This is a genomic window from Ruegeria marisflavi (assembly GCF_025673445.1).
Classification (GTDB): Bacteria; Pseudomonadota; Alphaproteobacteria; order Rhodobacterales; family Rhodobacteraceae; genus Ruegeria_B; species Ruegeria_B marisflavi.
The window spans coordinates 1-15410 of sequence record NZ_JAOVQN010000032.1; the positions used below are offsets into that span (position 1 = coordinate 1).

Sequence of the window (15410 nt, forward strand, 5' to 3'; positions counted from 1 at the left end):
CGGGATTCATCCGACGATGATCCACACCTGGAAGCGGGCGTTGCTGGAAGGCGCATCCGGTGTTTTCGAGCGTGGTGGCAAGAAAGCTCCCGAGATTGACGAGGAGCAGGTCAAGGAGCTGCACGCCAAGATCGGGGAGCTGGCTGTGGCCAACGATTTTTTGTCCTGAAAGCTCAAGCCGTGGACCGGAAAGTGAGGCGGGAGATGATCGAGCCGGCTAATCCGGATCTGACCATCGGCGAGCAGTGCCGACTGCTGTCGATCTCGCGGTCTTCGTTTTACTACAGGCCGAAGGGCGAAACGGCGCTGAACCTCGCGCTCATGCGCCAAATTGATGAACAATTCCTTGAGACACCGTTCTTCGGGGTTCGGCAGATGACATGGCACTTGCGCAACGAGGGACACCTGGTCAATGAAAAGCCTATCCGCCGGCTGATGCGGTTGATGAGCCTGATGCCAATCAGGCCAGAAGCCCAACACCAGCAAGGCGGCGAAAGGGCACAAGACCTATCCCTATCTGCTGCGCGGTCTGCGGGTGGATCGTCTGAACCAGATCTGGGCGGCCGACATCACCTATCTGCCGATGCGACGGGGGTTCCTGTATCTGGTCGCCATCATGGACTGGCACACCCGCAAGGTGCTGGCCTGGCGCATCTCGAACACGCTGGAAGCTGACTTCTGCGTCGAGGCGCTGAATGAAGCGATCGCCAGGTTCGGCCCGCCCGAGATCATGAACACCGATCAGGGCAGCCAGTTCACGTCGTTTGCCTGGACGGACCGATTGCGCCGATCCGGTGTGCGCATCTCGATGGATGGCAAAGGCCGGTTCCTCGACAATATCTTCGTGGAACGGCTCTGGCGGTCCCTGAAATACGAATGCGTATACCTGCACGCCTGGGAGACCGGATCGGAGGCCAAGGCGGGCGTCGGAATATGGATCGAATTCTACAATCGCAAACGTCCCCACTCCGCCCTTGGCGGCAGACCGCCAGCCGTGGTCTATTGGCTGAGAAAAAACCAAACCCAACCCGATCAGCAGGAGCAAAGAGTAGCTTAAATTACGCCAGATACTGTCCAAACATTGGGGAGTAGCTCAGGGTCCTTAAAACCTGTTCGAAAACTATTCGACGAGAACAGACTGCAAAACCTGAGTGATCGTCAATCTCAGTTCAAAATTAGCGACACAACCTCCGCCGCGACGGCCGCGGAACGGCGGGCAACTCACTCGGGCGGATGCACCGACAATGGATGCTCCGCGTAGACCGCGATCTGTGGCCAACTCAACGCCAATACCCTGGATATCAGGCCCCGGGGTCGGGGTTCGATTGTTGCTCTTGGTGCGCACCGGGGCCGCGTGAGGTGAGAAAACAACCGATGGCTCCGATCACGGGGCACGATTAAGTCGAACAGCGGAATCAGACCCGAACAGGTGGCCGCCTGATTGGTTCAAAGCCTGCGTCTAGCGGCGCTCTGCCGCATCCAACGGCAATGTAAGGGTCGCGCAAAGACCGCCGTCTGGCCGGTTGCTCAGCACGATATCGCCGTTATGGGCCTGAAGGATGCCGCGTGTGATCGACAATCCCAATCCATACCCTCCGGTCGCGCGTGCACGCGATGTTTCCAATCGCACGAACGGGTCGAATACGCGCTCCAACTCCGGTTCGGCAATGCCCGGTCCCCTGTCGCAGATCCGGATGACGGCTGTTCCACCCTCGTTCGCATAGGTGACCTCGGCCTCTGTGCCGTACCGCTGAGCGTTCTCTATCACGTTGCGCAGAGCGCGCCGCATCGCATTGGGGCGTAACGAAACCTTGACGGAACTGCCATGATTTAACACATAGCCGTTCGGCATATCTTGACGCAGGGTTTCGAGAAACGCGCCCAGATCACATCTCTGTTCTGGCTCGGCATCGGCCAGCCCACGGGCGAACGACAAAGCTTCTTCGACCATGTGCTGCATTTCCTCGACCGAGGCGATCAGGCTTTCGCGGGTTTCGTCATCCTCGACCAGCTCGCTGCGCACACGCATCGCGGTCAGTGGCGAGCGCAAGTCATGGCCCATCGCCGCGAGTATGTGCGTACGCTCGGCCACCAACCTGAAAATCCGGTCCTGCATGCGGTTGAAGGCTTGAACCAGCTCTCGCACCTCGCACGGTCCGGAATTGATGAGCACCGGCCCGCCCTGTTCCGGCCCCAGCTTTTCCGCCGCTTCCGCCAACAGGCGCAGCGGTTCGGTGACCCGCGCCAGAAAGTACCAGAACAGGGCCAATAGGATGAAACCGGCGCTCAAACCAAAGGACAACGTGGCAAATCGCGGCCATTGAAAAGGCGGGCGTTCGAACCGGGTCGAGACATTCAGCCAGTCGCCCCCCGCAAGTGCGATCGAAAGTTCCAGTTCAACCGTCAGCATCTGGCCGCGCATCAATTCACGATGCTGTTCGGCCATGCCCGGTTCGAGATAGGGAAGCGGCAGTGCTGAGCTGTCAATCTCGTGCATCTCTGCCCGGATCTCTCGGCTGAAATCATCGTCCAGCAGGGCCCGTATCCGGGCTTCGGTGGTTCCTCTTGCATCATGAGAGACATGGTCGACCACTGGATCGGCACCGATCTCGAACCGGACCAAGGGAGAGTTGGCCGCCCTTACGATCTGCTCATGCAGATTGGCCGGTGCCTTTTCGATCAACCGCACCACATTGGCGGCACGACCCGTCGCCTCGTCGCCGATAGCCGCGCGCACAGCCAGGTTGCGCTGATCCTCAAGCAGAACCAATGTAACGCCCTGGGCAACCGCAAGCGCCGCTAGGACCAGACAGACGATTTGCAGCCGAAGGCTCTGCGGGACCAGCCTCACGTCTCCAAAACCTCTATATCCGCCGACAAGCAATATCCGCCATTGCGATATGTGGTTATGAGGCGCGGGCGCAGCAGATCCTTCTCGATCTTGCGTCGAAGCCGGCTGATCTGATTGTCGATGGTACGGTCCAGCGGCGCCGTGGCCCGGCCAGAGGTCAGTTCCATCAGTTGATCGCGGCTGAGCACCATTCGGGCCCTTTCCAGCATCACGACAAGAAGTTTGAAATCCGCGCTGGTCAGGCTGGTCTCGCGGCCCTCTTCGTCCACGATGACCCGCCGGTCGCTGTCGAGTATCCACTGTGCAAACCGAATGCGTTTTCCGGCAAGACTGCCCGCCGGGGAAACGGTTCGGCTGGATCTGCGCAAAATCGCCCGGATACGGGCCAGCAACTCGCGCGGGTTGAAAGGCTTGGACAAGTAGTCATCGGCGCCGGTTTCCAGCCCGATGATCCGGTCCATGTCCTCATCCAGAGCGGTCAGAAGCAGGATCGGAACATCCCCGGTTTGCGATAGACGCTTGCACGCGGATAGCCCGTCCTCTCCGGGCATCATCACATCCAGAACGATCAGATCAATACTCCCGGAGACCAGGGCGGCATCCATCTCTTTCGCATCCTTTGCCATGGACGCGCGCATTCCATGTTTCTCAAGATACCGGCAAACTGCATTCCGTATCTCACTGTGGTCATCAACGACCAGGATATGCGGAGTTGGGTTCTGCATATTTACAATTCAGCCCGTTGTTACTCTCGGATGTTGATTTGTTCCGCGCGACGTCTGGTCCCGAATACAGGCCCTTGTTCCCTTGCCTTCGTATCTCGGAAGCGGCCTGCATCCTAGTCTCTGTCGGGGTTCAAACGCTTGCAGATCGGCACGCCGCTCGGCACCGCTGCAAATACCGACCGCTGACCTTGCCCGTTTCGCAGATGCAAACTCGCAACCTTCGGCGGCAAAAAGTCAAGGATACACTTCGTTACAATTCTTCATCCCGACTGACATTGACCTTCCGGCGACGGAGAGGCGTATTCCGCTTAATCGCATCGGTGGAAGGAAACAGATCCGATGCAGTCAATCGGGAACCGAGAAAGTAAGTAATGAAAAAGCTGATACTCGCGGTGCTTGCTGTCGGCGTTGCTGCCACGTTGGTTCTCACTTGGCGTTCGTCTGCCCCAACACCTGCCTCCGACCGGATCTTGGGCACTGATGGCGCTGATCAAGGCGCGCCGATGGTGACAGTCCAGTTGCCGGAAAGTCTCTCTGAAAACGGCAGGATCGGTGAGCGGATCTTTCAAGGCAAATGCATGGTCTGCCATGGCCAGAACGCCGCCGGTCAGAACGGTGTGGCCCCGCCCTTGGTGCATTCGATCTATCGCCCCGGCCACCACGCCGACGCGGCCTTTCTGATTGCCGCCCGAAACGGGGTCCGCGCGCATCACTGGAAATTTGGCAACATGCCTCCGGTCGAGGGAATCACAGACGGCGAGGTACGGATGATCGCCGGGTACATCCGCGAGTTGCAACAGGCAAATGGGATCAAGTGAGGCGGCCCCTTGGTATCGAACTTCACAAAACGACAAGGCAAGAACATGTTGAGCAGACGATCCTTTATCAGGGCATCAGGTGGCGCGGCCGCGATGGCCGCGTTACCGGCAACGGTGGCCCGAGCCAAAGCTGCGGCACCCGAACTGGTCGCCCGGGAAGACGCGGTGCAACTGTTGCCGCCTGATTATCCCGAAACCTCGGTCTGGGGGTATGACGGCCAGGCGCCGGGACCCGAGATCCGGATGATGCAGGGCGACCGGATCGCGCGCCGTTTCGTCAACCGGTTGCCGCAGGCCAGCTCGGTCCACTGGCACGGGCTGCGCACGGAAAACGCGATGGACGGGGTTTCTGGCCTGACACAGGATGCGGTGCCTCCGGGCGAAAGCTTTGACTACGATCTGGCGGCTGAAGATGCGGGAACCTTCTGGTATCACTCCCACAACCGCTCGGCCGAGCAGGTGGCGCGCGGGCTTTACGGGCCGCTGATCGTTGACGAGCCGACGCCGCCGGACGTGGATCGCGATGTGACGTTGATGCTGGACGACTGGAGGGTCGACCCCAAGACCGGCCAGATCACCCAGGACTTTGACGCCCCACATGATCTGTCGCATGGCGGGCGCCTGGGCAATTTCATCTCGACCAATGGCGAGGCCGCGTATCAGCTCCCGGTCAGGCGGAACGAGCGGCTGCGCCTGCGGATCGTGAATGCGGCCAATGCCCGGCTGTTCACGCTTGGCCTTCAGGGGCTCGACGGTTGGCTGATGGCCTATGACGGGATGCCGGTAACAAGCCCCGAACCGGTGCCGGAGACGCTCACCCTGGGTCCCGGTCAGCGGGTGGATCTGTTCGTGGATGTCATCGCCGAAGAGGGCGAGGAGGCCTTGCTGGGGCGCATCGACCAGAGCAAAGGTTATGTTCAGGCGGCCTTTCCGGTGTCGGGCAGCGCCAGTACCAATCGCCGCCCCGCGCCCGATCCGCTGCCACCCAACCGGACACCGGACTTGGCCGGTCTGGCCGATGCCGCGACCCTGCGGCTGGAGATGAGCGGTGGCGCCATGGGCGGCATGCGCGAGGCCGTCTGGAAAGGCGCCAGCCGCAATGCGGGCGAATTGATGGAGAACAGTCAATTCTGGGCCTTTAACGGGCTTGTCGGGATGACCGAGACACCGCTGGCCCGCCTGTCGCTTGGCCAGGTCGCGCGCATGACCGTGGTTAACGACACCGTCTTTCCGCATGCGATGCACCTGCACGGGATGCACTTCCGGGTACTCGCACAGGACCGCACGCCCGAACCGCTGCGTGATACCTTGTTGACCCTGCGCGGCGAAACGCATGAAATCGTCTTTGCCGCAGACAATACGGGCCGCTGGGCCTTTCATTGCCACATGCTCAGCCACGCGGCATCGGGCATGATGACCTGGATCGAGGTGACCGCATGAAACCCATCTATCTGGCCGGCTCTGCCGCTGCGATCATTGCTTTGGCCGCAGTGATCTATGTCGTACGCGCGCCATCCGGGTCCGTATCCGCGGGTGCGTCCGCATCAGCAAGCGAAGCCACGCTTGCACAGGGACAGACCCTCTATCAGGAGAACTGCGCCTCCTGCCACGGCAAGTCCTTGGCAGGGCAGCCGAACTGGCGCGAACCGGATGCGGATGGCCGCCTGCCCGCGCCGCCACATGACGAGACCGGCCATACATGGCACCATCCCGACAGCATGCTGTTTGATTACACCAAGTTTGGCGGTCAGGCGACGCTTGCCGCGCTGGAGGTGGAGCTGAACAGCGGTATGCCCGCGTTCGCAGAGCAACTGACCGACGACCAGATCTGGTCGATCCTAGCCTACATCAAATCGACCTGGCCCGCACGTGTGCACGCCGCCCAGGCCGAGCGGACCCGCGCCGACGAGGACGCACGAAACCAATGACCCGAGCCAAGCAAATCATCCTTTGGGCCAGCCTCTCGGCGATGCCCCTGATTGCCCAGGCCAGCGAACGCAGCGAGGACGAGATCAAGGCATTGGTCTATCAGGCAATCCTGGAACGGCCCGAGATCATCCTGCAAGCGGTCGAACAGCTGCAACAGGCCGAAGAGGCGGCACAGGCAGCCTCGGCCCATGCGGCGCTGGCCGAAAACCGCGACAACCTGTTCAACGACTCCAACGCGCCGGTTCTGGGCAATCCCGAGGGCGATGTGACGGTGGTCGAGTTCTTTGACTACAACTGCCCCTATTGCCGTCGCGCCATGGCCGAGGTTCAGGGCCTGGTCGAGGCCGATCCGGGCGTGCGGCTGGTCTATCGTGAATGGCCGATCCTGGGAGAAGGGTCCGATTTTGCCGCCCGCGCCGCGCTGGCCGCGCGCCAACAGGGGAAATACGAGGCGTTCCATTTGGCGCTGATGGGCATGTCGGGCAAGGCGAACGAGACCAGCGTGTTGCGGATTGCCCGCGAGGTCGGGTTGAACACCGACCAGTTGCAGCGCGACATGGAGGCCCCTGAGGTCGCCGCTCATATCGCCCAGTCCATGGCGCTTGCGCAGCAGCTTGGGTTCAATGGCACCCCCTCTTTTGTGGTCGAGGACAGTCTGGTGCCCGGTTTCGTGGAGCAGTCGCAATTGCAGGACGCGGTCGATCGCGCCCGGGATGCTGTGGCCAAGTAAGAACGCCCCGAGTTAGCGCGGCCTCTCAGTCCCTTCTGCAGCCGCGCTGCCGCTCCCGGTCTCCCCCGGGGGCGGCCCTTGAAAAAAACGTAACCGTCCGTCGCAGAGTCCGGGCCTGGTTACATCCCGATACAAATTGCTCAAGGACCATGCTTGCGCTGTTTGTGACCGCTCTCGATATCTGACGAGGCGGCGGTGCAAAGCAGCCCGACCGACCTTCAAACACAGGTGTACCGTTGCAGAGCAAACCCAGGCCCAGGCCGTTCCATAGACGCCCGGTTGCACTCGTGGCGCTTGCCATTCTGATGTTGGTGTTGGCGGTGGCTGTGGCCGGCGGGTTGGTCGGGCTGGATCAGCAGAGTGTTGCGGCCATGCTGGACCGGGCCGGAGTCTGGGGACCGGTCGCCATTGTTGGGTTGATGACGGTGGCGGTGGTAATCAGCCCCCTGCCCTCGGCCCCGATCGCGGTCGCCGCTGGTGCGGCTTATGGCCATACGCTGGGCACCGGGTTGGTTTTGGCAGGGGCGCTGATGGGTGCGGTGTTTGCCTTTGTCCTTGCTCGGCTGCTGGGCCGGGACTTCGTGGCCCGATGGGTCGGCCCGACGCTTGATACCGGATTGCTGGGATCGCAGAATTTCCTGACCTGGACCGTTTTTGTCAGCCGCCTTCTGCCCTTCGTTTCCTTCGACCTGGTCAGCTATGCCGCCGGTCTGTCGGCGCTGCGGCCATGGCGCTTTGTCCTGGCCACTCTGGCCGGGATCGTACCGGCCAGTTTCGGGCTGGCCCATCTGGGCAGCGCGCTGAGCGGGCCCGTCACGAGCGGTACGCTCTGGCCTGTTCTGGCGCTTGGGCTGCTGACCGGCCTGCCCGTGGCCTGGGCCGCGTGGCGGTCCGGGCGGTCATTTTCGCAATCAAACAAGATGCCAAGGAGGCTCTGATGATGCTCATTCTCTATACCCTGCTGTTGTCCCCGTTCGTCGGATTGGGTCTGCGCCGCGTGATGCGCCGTCAACTGATCCGCGTCGAAACCCCAACCCTCAAAGGAGCACGCTCATGATCCTCGCCCGCATTCTTCCTGCCCTGAGCCTGACCGGCGCGCTGATGACAACATGGGCCGCGCAGGCCGGGATTGTCTATATCCCCGAAGGCAGCGCCGGTTCGGTCCTGATGGTCGAAAGCGAGACCGGCCAGCCAATCGGACGGATTGCAGGGGTCGAGGCGGTGCATGGGCTGGCCGGTGCGCCCGGCACCCCGTATCTGGTGGCAGGCAGCTTCACCGAGATCGACCCGGAAAGCGCCGCACAGACGGCCAAGCCCGAGGGTGTCAGCCAGGCCGATCACAACGCCCATCACGCCAAACCCGCCCAGGCGGCCATGCCAACCGACAAGGGGCTGAGCCTGCTGACCGTTCTAGACGCCAAGACCGGCGACGTGGTGCGGCGAATCGGGGTTCCCGGCGCGGTCCACCATACCGCGGTATCACCCGATGGCCGCTGGGCCTTGGCGACCCATCCCAGCGGTGACGGCGTTTCGCTGATCGATCTGACGACGCTGGATTATGCGGGCTTTATCGCGACCGGCCCGATGCCCAATTACGTGTCGTTCAGCCCCGACAGCAGCCGCGCCTATGTCAGCAATACCGGGAACGGCACGCTCAGCGAACTTGACCTGGACCGCCGCATCCTGTCGCGCAACCTGCTGGCGGGCGAAGGACCCGAACATTTCGCCTTGTCCCGTGACGGCGCCACCGCCTTTGTCGCCGATGCCGAGGCGGGCACCGTGTTGCGGCTGGACATTGCCTCGGGCGCCGAAACCGCGACTTACGGGTTCGGGGCCGAATTGCACGGGCTTGACCTGTCCGATGGCGAGGACACTCTGTTCGTCGCGGTCAAGGGCGCCGACCAGGTGGCAGCGGTCGAGCTGGCCTCGGGCGCTGTCCGTCTGCATGCGCTGGTGCCAGCCCCCTATCACCTGACCGTGGCCGATGGCAGCGAAGCACTGTTTGTCAGCAGCCGTGAGGCCTCGATGGTCTGGGCCGTCGATCAGGTCTCTCTCCGGGTGACGGCAGAGATCGGGATCGAGGGCGAAGGCCACCAGATGGTGGTCCTGCCCTGAAGTCGGGCGATCCGCTCCGCCAACCACACAGTCAACAGACGGACACAGTATGGAACATTCCGCCCACACCAATCAGGCGCCTGAAGGGACAGAAATCTTTACGTGCCCGATGCACCCCGAGGTGCGGCAATCCTCGCCGGGCAACTGCCCGAAATGTGGCATGACCCTTGTTTCCGAACACGAGGCGGCAACCCCGTCGCATGCCCATTGCCACGGGAGCGGCGGCACAGTCGAGCCTGGCGGTCAGTATGACAGCGTGCCCGCGGTCTGGTCAGGCAGCGTCTATACCTGTCCGATGCACCCGCAGGTGCGCCAGACCCACCCGGGTTCCTGCCCGCTTTGCGGCATGGGGCTGGAACTGGACAGCGCGGCCCTGGCCTATGACGGCCCGAACCCCGAACTGGTGGAATTCACCCGCCGGTTCTGGGTGGGCGCGGTCCTGACGCTGCCCTTGCTGGTTCTGACCATGGGGCCCTATCTGGGCTTTCCAGAAGTACGCGAACTGTTCGGCGAACGGATGACGCTGTGGATCGAAATGGCGCTGGGAACTCCGGTCGTCTGGTGGTGCGGGTGGCCGTTCATGGTACGGGGCTGGACCTCGTTCCGCACCCGGCATCTGAACATGTTCTCGCTGATCTCGATGGGGGTGCTGGCCGCCTGGCTGTTCAGCGTCGTCGCGGTGTTGTGGCCGCAGGTCTTTCCCGACGGGTTCCGCGACGCCGAGGGCAATGTCGGCGTCTATTTCGAAGCGGCGGCAGTCATCGTTACCCTTGTTTTGCTGGGTCAGGTGATGGAGCTGCGTGCCCGCGAAGGCACCGGCAAGGCGATCCGGGCACTTCTGGACATGGCGGCCAAGACCGCGCGGGTGATCCGCGACGATGGCCGTGAAGAGGAGATCCCGCTGGACGCGGTTCAGCTGGGCGACCGCCTGCGGGTGCGTCCCGGCGACAAGGTGCCGGTGGACGGGGTGGTGACCGAAGGCCGCTCCTCGGTCGATGAAAGCATGATCACCGGCGAGCCGGTCCCGGTTGAAAAGGTGGCGGGCGACATGCTGACCGGGGCCACCATCAACGGCACAGGCAGCCTGGTGATGGAGGCGACTCGGGTCGGCGCCGACACGATGCTCAGCCAGATCGTCGAGATGGTGTCGAACGCACAGCGTTCGCGGGCGCCGATCCAGAAATATGCCGATCAGGTGGCGGGGATGTTCGTCCCCGCCGTGATCGGGATCGCGGTGCTGGCCTTTGTCGGCTGGGCGCTCTGGGGTCCGGCACCGGCGCTGTCCTATGCGCTGGTCGCGGCCGTGGCGGTGCTGATCATCGCCTGCCCCTGCGCCCTGGGCCTGGCCACGCCGATGTCGATCATGACCGCCACCGGGCGCGGTGCGCAGGCGGGCGTGCTGATCAAGAACGCCGAGGCGTTGGAGCGGTTCGAAAAGGTCGACACACTGATCGTGGACAAGACCGGTACGCTGACCATGGGCAAACCGCGTCTGGTGGCAGTCCTGCCCGAGGCGGGCCATGACGAGGGCGAGGTGCTGCGGCTGGCGGCGACGTTGGAAAGGGGGTCGGAACACCCCTTGGCCGAGGCCATCGTGGCCGGGGCCGAGGAACGCGGCGTCGCCCTTGGTACGGCGACTGATTTCGAGGCGGTCACCGGCAAGGGTGTCACCGGCACAGTGGATGGCAAGGCGGTTGCCTTGGGCAACCGCAAGCTGGTCGAGGATCTGGGCCTTGACGCTGGTGATCTGGCGGAAACAACCAACACCCGCCGGGACGAGGGCGAGACGGTGATGTTCGTGGTGGTCGAGGGCGCGCTGGCCGGGCTGGTCGCCGTCTCGGACCCGGTCAAGGAGACCACTCCCGCCGCGCTGAAGGCCCTGCACGACCTGGGCTTTCGCATCATCATGGCAACCGGCGACAACGAACGCACCGCCAGGGCCGTCGCCGCGCGGCTGGGCATCGACGAGATCCGCGCCGACGTGCTGCCCGAGGACAAGGCCCGCATCGTGCGCGAGCTTCAGGCCGAGGGACGCAAGGTGGCAATGGCGGGCGACGGGGTGAACGACGCACCGGCCCTGGCGCAGGCCGATGTCGGCATCGCCATGGGCACCGGTGCCGACGTGGCGATCGAAAGCGCGGGCATCACGCTGGTCAAGGGCAATCTGGACGGCATCGTCCGAGCCCGGCGACTGGCCCGTGCCACGATGCGCAACATCCGGCAGAACCTGTTCTTTGCGCTGATCTACAACGCCTCTGGCGTGCCTGTGGCGGCGGGGCTGCTGTACCCGCTGTTCGGCATCCTGATCAGCCCGATGTTCGCCGCCTTTGCAATGAGCGCCTCGTCGATCTCGGTGGTGCTGAATGCGCTGCGCCTTCGTGGCACCCGGATCTGATGCGACGGGGTTGAAACAGGACTGATCAGATGACTGAGACCGCGCAAAACCGTGCTGCCGTGCCCGAGGGGTCCGGCAGCATCGGCCTGAGCAACGCGGTGGCCATGGGCACCGGGGTGATGTTCGGGGCGGGGATGTTTGCCCTGACCGGACAGATCGCCGGTCTTGCCGGGCCTTTGTTCCCGCTCTCTTTCGTGCTTGGCGCGGTGGTGACGATGTTCAGCGCCTACAGCTATATCGTGATGTCGAACACCTGGCCCTCGTCCGGCGGCATCGCGATGATCCTGACCAAGGCCTATGGACGCGGTGCCGTGGCGGCGGCGGCCTCGGTGCTGATGGCGCTGTCGATGGTCATCAACGAAAGCCTGGTGGCGCGCACCTTTGCCACCTATGCGCTGCGTCCCTCTGGCATTCAGGACGGGCCGCTGGTGCCCGCGATCGGAGTTGCGCTGATCGTGATGGCCTATCTGGTCAACGTCTCCGGCAACCGTTCGGTGGGCCTGTGGTCGGTGGTGATGTCGGCGGTAAAGATCGGCGGCATCGCGTTGTTCGGTGTTGCCGCCCTCTGGGCCAGCGGGATGGAAAACTGGTCACCCGTCGTCCGCCTGTCGGAAAATGGGATCACGGGGTTCGCCGCATCCGTGGCCCTGTCGATCCTGGCGTTCAAGGGGTTCACGACGATCACCAACAGCGGTGGCGAGATCACCGATCCCCGGCGGAATGTCGGGCGCACCATCCTGATCTCGATCACGGTCTGTGTCGTCGTCTATCTGTTGGTGGCGCTGGCCGTCGGTTCGGCTCTGACGCCCGAGCAGATCCAGCAGGCGCGCGACTATGCCTTGGCCGAGGCGGCGCAGCCGGTACTGGGCCAGACCGGGTTCTAACTGACCGTCGTCTTGGCCATGGTGGCCACCGCGTCGGGCCTGATCGCCAGCGTCTTTGCAGTGTCGCGGATGCTGACCATGCTGACCGAAATGAAGATGATCCCGCACAGTCATTTTGGCATGTCCGGCGGCATCCGGTCACATATGCTGATCTATACCGTGGTGATCGCCGGTGCCCTGACCGTGTTGTTCGATCTGGGCCGCATCGCCTCGCTGGGCGCGTTCTTCTATCTTGTGATGGACATGGTGGTGCATTGGGGCGTCTGGAAGAACCTGCGCCACAGGATTGGCGCACGAGGCTGGGTCATTCTGACGGCGCTGATGCTGGACGCGGGGGTTCTGGCCGCCTTCACGGTTTTCAAATGGCGTGCCGATCCCACCATCGTCAGCGTTGCCCTTGTCACCATGCTGGCCGCTCTGCTGGCCGAACGGCTGTATCTCGGCCGGTTCGTATCAGATGGTGGTGAGGCGAAACACACTGGGCCTCACTGAACCACTACCAACTGGCGTCGGTAGGATCGGCGATGTGATTTTCGAGGTATTGCAGGACAATGTCCTCGGCTATGGCGCCGTTGGTGGTTGAGAAATACCCCCTGCCCCAGAACCGACGGCCCCAATAGCGCCTGCGCAACGCGGGAAATTCCCTTTGCACCTTGTGGGGCGAACGGCCCTTCATCCTGCGCACCAGATCGGAAATGGCGATCTTCGGCGGCACCGATACGAACATGTGGACATGATCGGATGACAGCACCCCGCGCAGGATATCGACCTCGTTCTCGCGGCAGACCTGCCGAAAGATGTCGCGCACCCGCAGGCGCACCCGGCCGGTCAGCACCTTGTAGCGGTTTTTCGTCGACCAGACGATGTGGTAGCGGTGGTAGAAAACGCAGTGCTTGCCAGTGTCATACTGCATGACCTTACCCTCTGGAAAATGAGCCTTCCGACCGGCTGCGGCTCATTTTCCAGAGGGTAAGGTCATAGCACGATTCTTCGCGCTGAAGCAGTTCCGACTGGAAGTCGGAGGGTTTGCTCCAATGCGTGGATACTAAACCCGGCCCGGCTCTGTTGCGCCCTCTACCAGGGCGCCGCGCCCTTCGATCAGAAAGCCTAACACCTCGCGATAGCGGATGCGAGTATCCTCAAGTTGTTGATAATAGCGGAACAGCTCTTTCAGCGGCGCCGAGAAGTCCTTGTGCGCGGCCAGCACCGCGATCAGGGCACCCAGCGTGATCCGCTCTTCGATCACGAAATAGCCGCCCAGCGAGTAGAACAGGAACGGGGTCAGCGAAGTCAGAAAGTTGTTCAGTACCTTTGCCAGGAACTTGATCCGGTGGATGCGATAGCGGATCCGTTCCAGTTCTCGCAGCGAGGCCGCTGTTTGCCGGATGTTCAACAGAGCGCTCTGTTCCGGTGCCAGTTGTCCCGCCAGGCGCCGGGTCAGCACCCGCATGGCGCGGATGCGTTCGCGGCTCAGCCGGTTAACGATCCCTTGCAGATAGGGCAGCAGCACCAGTTGCACTGGCAGCACCGTCAGCGCCGCCGCCCCCAGGATCGGGTCCTGAAGGAACATGAACAAAAGGATCGTGAGCAGGGTCCCGCCCTGGGTCACCGGCAAGGCGATCAGGTCGGCGGCAAAGCCGCCAATCGGCTCGACCTCGGCCCCCAGAACCTGCACGACATCGTTTTGGCGATGTGGCGGCGGCCGTCGGCGCCATTGCCGATAGATCAGCAGACGCAACCGCCGGAGCAGGCGTTCCGCCACCCTGCCCTTGCACGTGTTCAGACTGTATTTTCCCAGTCCGTTCAACGCGATCGCGACCAGGTAGATGGCGCTGAACAAGCCCAGCATCTGCATCTGGCTGAGCGTAAGGCCGAAAACCTCGGCCGGATCCGCCGAAGGTTCCAGCACGTTGTTGACGATCTGCTTGGGCATTTCCAGCGAGAGATAGAGCGGCGGCATCAGCGACAGGCTCAGCAGCAATAGGCCCACTTGCTGTCGTCGAGTGTTGCGAAGGATCTGCCTCAGAAGATTCCGCTCCAACCCGCCGATGCGTGCCGGGGTCTGGCGCCTGGGCCCGCGCCGCTCATGGCGCTGAAGGGCCTGCCGCGCGGCATGAAACAGCAGTGCGAGGATGGATACAAACAGCAGCGAGGGGGCCAGGACCAGGATAAGGTGCATCAGCGGATGCACCCAGGCCGGAGCGCCCATGTCGTAATCCGTTCCCAACCGGCCGGCCGCCCAATGGGCCAGGGTGTGAAGTTCCGGGAACCAAGAACCTGTCATTTTAAGCGAATGTCCAGAAAACACACGGCAACTCGCAATGAATTGCCGCGCAGGTGGGCACCGTGTTCTTGTTAGTGATGCGGTGCCAGGAGGTTAGTTGACCGCGACCTTGCCGAACATTCCGGATTCATAGTGGCCGGGGATCAGGCAGGCGACTTCGAAGGTGCCCGGATTGCCAAAGGTCCAGATGATCTCGCCCTTTTCACCCGGCTCCAGCGTGATCGCGTTCGGGCTCTTGTGGGATTCCATCTGCTGCGACATTGCCTCTTTGTGCATGGCATTACGCTCCATCGTGTCCAGGATGAACTCGTGTTCCAGCTCGCCTTTGTTGGTCACCGAAAAGCGGATGGTTTCACCCTTTTTGATATCGAAATCTTTCGGGGTATAGATCATCTCGCCGTCGTCGGTTTCGTTCATCGTCACCTCGATCGTGCGGTTGACCTGGCTGGCCTTTCCGGGCATCCCGGTTTCCATCATGCCTGCGTGGCCACCGCCGCTGTCATGGCCCTGGCTCTGCTCGCTGTGACCAGAGGGGCCGGCGATGGCGACGCTGGCGCTGATGGCGGTCACGAGCGAAACGATAAGAAGGTTTTTCATGGGTAACTCCTGTCAGGATTGAGGATGGTAGATACCAGCGGCGCGGCGAGGTTCGGGCCGGCCACGCCGCTGGAGACCGGGC

Annotated in this window: 12 protein-coding genes and 3 pseudogenes; 10 read left to right on the top strand and 5 right to left on the bottom strand. The window is 62.6% G+C overall.

Annotated features, from left to right (window positions below):
• Positions 1–321 precede the first annotated feature (321 nt).
• Positions 322–456, top strand: a pseudogene (locus tag OEZ49_RS23110) (IS3 family transposase); the annotation flags it as partial.
• A 22-nt stretch (positions 457–478) separates the two neighbouring features.
• Positions 479–1057, top strand: a pseudogene (locus OEZ49_RS23115) (IS3 family transposase); the annotation flags it as partial.
• A gap of 402 nt (positions 1058–1459) precedes the next feature.
• On the opposite strand, the gene OEZ49_RS20945 reads toward OEZ49_RS23115, so the two are convergent.
• A complete protein-coding gene (locus OEZ49_RS20945; protein ID WP_263390113.1) occupies positions 1460–2851 on the bottom strand; it encodes an ATP-binding protein in 1392 nt (463 codons plus the stop codon).
• On the bottom strand, positions 2848–3576 hold the full coding sequence (locus OEZ49_RS20950) for a response regulator (protein WP_263390114.1): 729 nt from the start codon (positions 3574–3576) through the stop codon (positions 2848–2850). Before OEZ49_RS20950 ends, OEZ49_RS20945 begins: the two co-directional genes overlap by 4 nt.
• Before the next feature lie 371 nt (positions 3577–3947).
• On the opposite strand from OEZ49_RS20950, the gene OEZ49_RS20955 reads away from it, so the two are divergent.
• The 8 genes and pseudogenes from OEZ49_RS20955 (at position 3948) to OEZ49_RS20990 (ending at position 12939) form a co-directional block, all read left to right on the top strand.
• On the top strand, positions 3948–4394 hold the full coding sequence (locus OEZ49_RS20955) for a c-type cytochrome (RefSeq protein WP_397545691.1): 447 nt from the start codon (positions 3948–3950) through the stop codon (positions 4392–4394).
• A 45-nt stretch (positions 4395–4439) separates the two neighbouring features.
• Positions 4440–5834 carry a multicopper oxidase family protein gene (locus tag OEZ49_RS20960; RefSeq protein WP_263390115.1) on the top strand — a complete coding sequence of 465 codons (1395 nt, stop codon included), beginning with the start codon at positions 4440–4442 and terminating at the stop codon, positions 5832–5834.
• The gene (locus OEZ49_RS20965; RefSeq protein WP_263390116.1) at positions 5831–6322 is read left to right on the top strand and encodes a c-type cytochrome; all 492 of its coding nucleotides are present in this window, start codon (positions 5831–5833) and stop codon (positions 6320–6322) included. Before OEZ49_RS20960 ends, OEZ49_RS20965 begins: the two co-directional genes overlap by 4 nt.
• Positions 6319–7053 (top strand): DsbA family protein, encoded by a 735-nt coding sequence (locus OEZ49_RS20970; protein WP_263390117.1) that lies wholly within the window; start codon positions 6319–6321, stop codon positions 7051–7053. The genes OEZ49_RS20965 and OEZ49_RS20970 overlap by 4 nt, the downstream gene beginning before the upstream one ends.
• A gap of 371 nt (positions 7054–7424) precedes the next feature.
• Entirely contained in the window at positions 7425–7991 is a 567-nt protein-coding gene (locus OEZ49_RS20975; protein WP_450103988.1) for a TVP38/TMEM64 family protein, read from the top strand.
• A gap of 115 nt (positions 7992–8106) precedes the next feature.
• Positions 8107–9168, top strand: coding sequence for a YncE family protein (locus OEZ49_RS20980; RefSeq protein WP_263390118.1), 1062 nt, complete (start codon positions 8107–8109; stop codon positions 9166–9168).
• 49 nt (positions 9169–9217) lie between these two features.
• Positions 9218–11563, top strand: a complete 2346-nt coding sequence (locus tag OEZ49_RS20985) for a copper-transporting P-type ATPase (RefSeq protein WP_263390119.1) — start codon at positions 9218–9220, stop codon at positions 11561–11563.
• Between the two features lie 29 nt (positions 11564–11592).
• A pseudogene (locus OEZ49_RS20990) lies at positions 11593–12939 on the top strand (APC family permease).
• A gap of 4 nt (positions 12940–12943) precedes the next feature.
• Here OEZ49_RS20990 and tnpA read toward each other — a convergent pair.
• From tnpA to OEZ49_RS21005, 3 genes are all read right to left on the bottom strand, one after another.
• Positions 12944–13360 (bottom strand): IS200/IS605 family transposase, encoded by a 417-nt coding sequence (gene tnpA, locus OEZ49_RS20995; RefSeq protein ID WP_263390120.1) that lies wholly within the window; start codon positions 13358–13360, stop codon positions 12944–12946.
• A gap of 132 nt (positions 13361–13492) precedes the next feature.
• Complete coding sequence (locus OEZ49_RS21000; protein ID WP_263390121.1) at positions 13493–14731, bottom strand: 6TM ABC transporter family protein; 1239 nt, start codon at positions 14729–14731, stop codon at positions 13493–13495.
• Positions 14732–14824: 93 nt separating this feature from the next.
• Complete coding sequence (locus OEZ49_RS21005) at positions 14825–15328, bottom strand: cupredoxin domain-containing protein (protein WP_263390122.1); 504 nt, start codon at positions 15326–15328, stop codon at positions 14825–14827.
• Between the last annotated feature and the right edge of the window lie 82 nt (positions 15329–15410).

What these genes read in the sequence shown, in the direction of transcription:
- OEZ49_RS21005 (WP_263390122.1), bottom strand. Translation starts at nt 15,328, where the DNA reads ATGAAAAACCTTCTTATCGTTTCGCTCGTGACCGCCATCAGCGCCAGC.
- OEZ49_RS21000 (WP_263390121.1), bottom strand. Translation starts at nt 14,731, where the DNA reads ATGACAGGTTCTTGGTTCCCGGAACTTCACACCCTGGCCCATTGGGCG.
- OEZ49_RS20970 (WP_263390117.1), top strand. Translation starts at nt 6,319, where the DNA reads ATGACCCGAGCCAAGCAAATCATCCTTTGGGCCAGCCTCTCGGCGATG.
- OEZ49_RS20975 (WP_450103988.1), top strand. Translation starts at nt 7,425, where the DNA reads ATGCTGGACCGGGCCGGAGTCTGGGGACCGGTCGCCATTGTTGGGTTG.
- OEZ49_RS20965 (WP_263390116.1), top strand. Translation starts at nt 5,831, where the DNA reads ATGAAACCCATCTATCTGGCCGGCTCTGCCGCTGCGATCATTGCTTTG.
- OEZ49_RS20950 (WP_263390114.1), bottom strand. Translation starts at nt 3,576, where the DNA reads ATGCAGAACCCAACTCCGCATATCCTGGTCGTTGATGACCACAGTGAG.
- tnpA (WP_263390120.1), bottom strand. Translation starts at nt 13,360, where the DNA reads ATGCAGTATGACACTGGCAAGCACTGCGTTTTCTACCACCGCTACCAC.
- OEZ49_RS20960 (WP_263390115.1), top strand. Translation starts at nt 4,440, where the DNA reads ATGTTGAGCAGACGATCCTTTATCAGGGCATCAGGTGGCGCGGCCGCG.
- OEZ49_RS20985 (WP_263390119.1), top strand. Translation starts at nt 9,218, where the DNA reads ATGGAACATTCCGCCCACACCAATCAGGCGCCTGAAGGGACAGAAATC.
- OEZ49_RS20980 (WP_263390118.1), top strand. Translation starts at nt 8,107, where the DNA reads ATGATCCTCGCCCGCATTCTTCCTGCCCTGAGCCTGACCGGCGCGCTG.
- OEZ49_RS20955 (WP_397545691.1), top strand. Translation starts at nt 3,948, where the DNA reads ATGAAAAAGCTGATACTCGCGGTGCTTGCTGTCGGCGTTGCTGCCACG.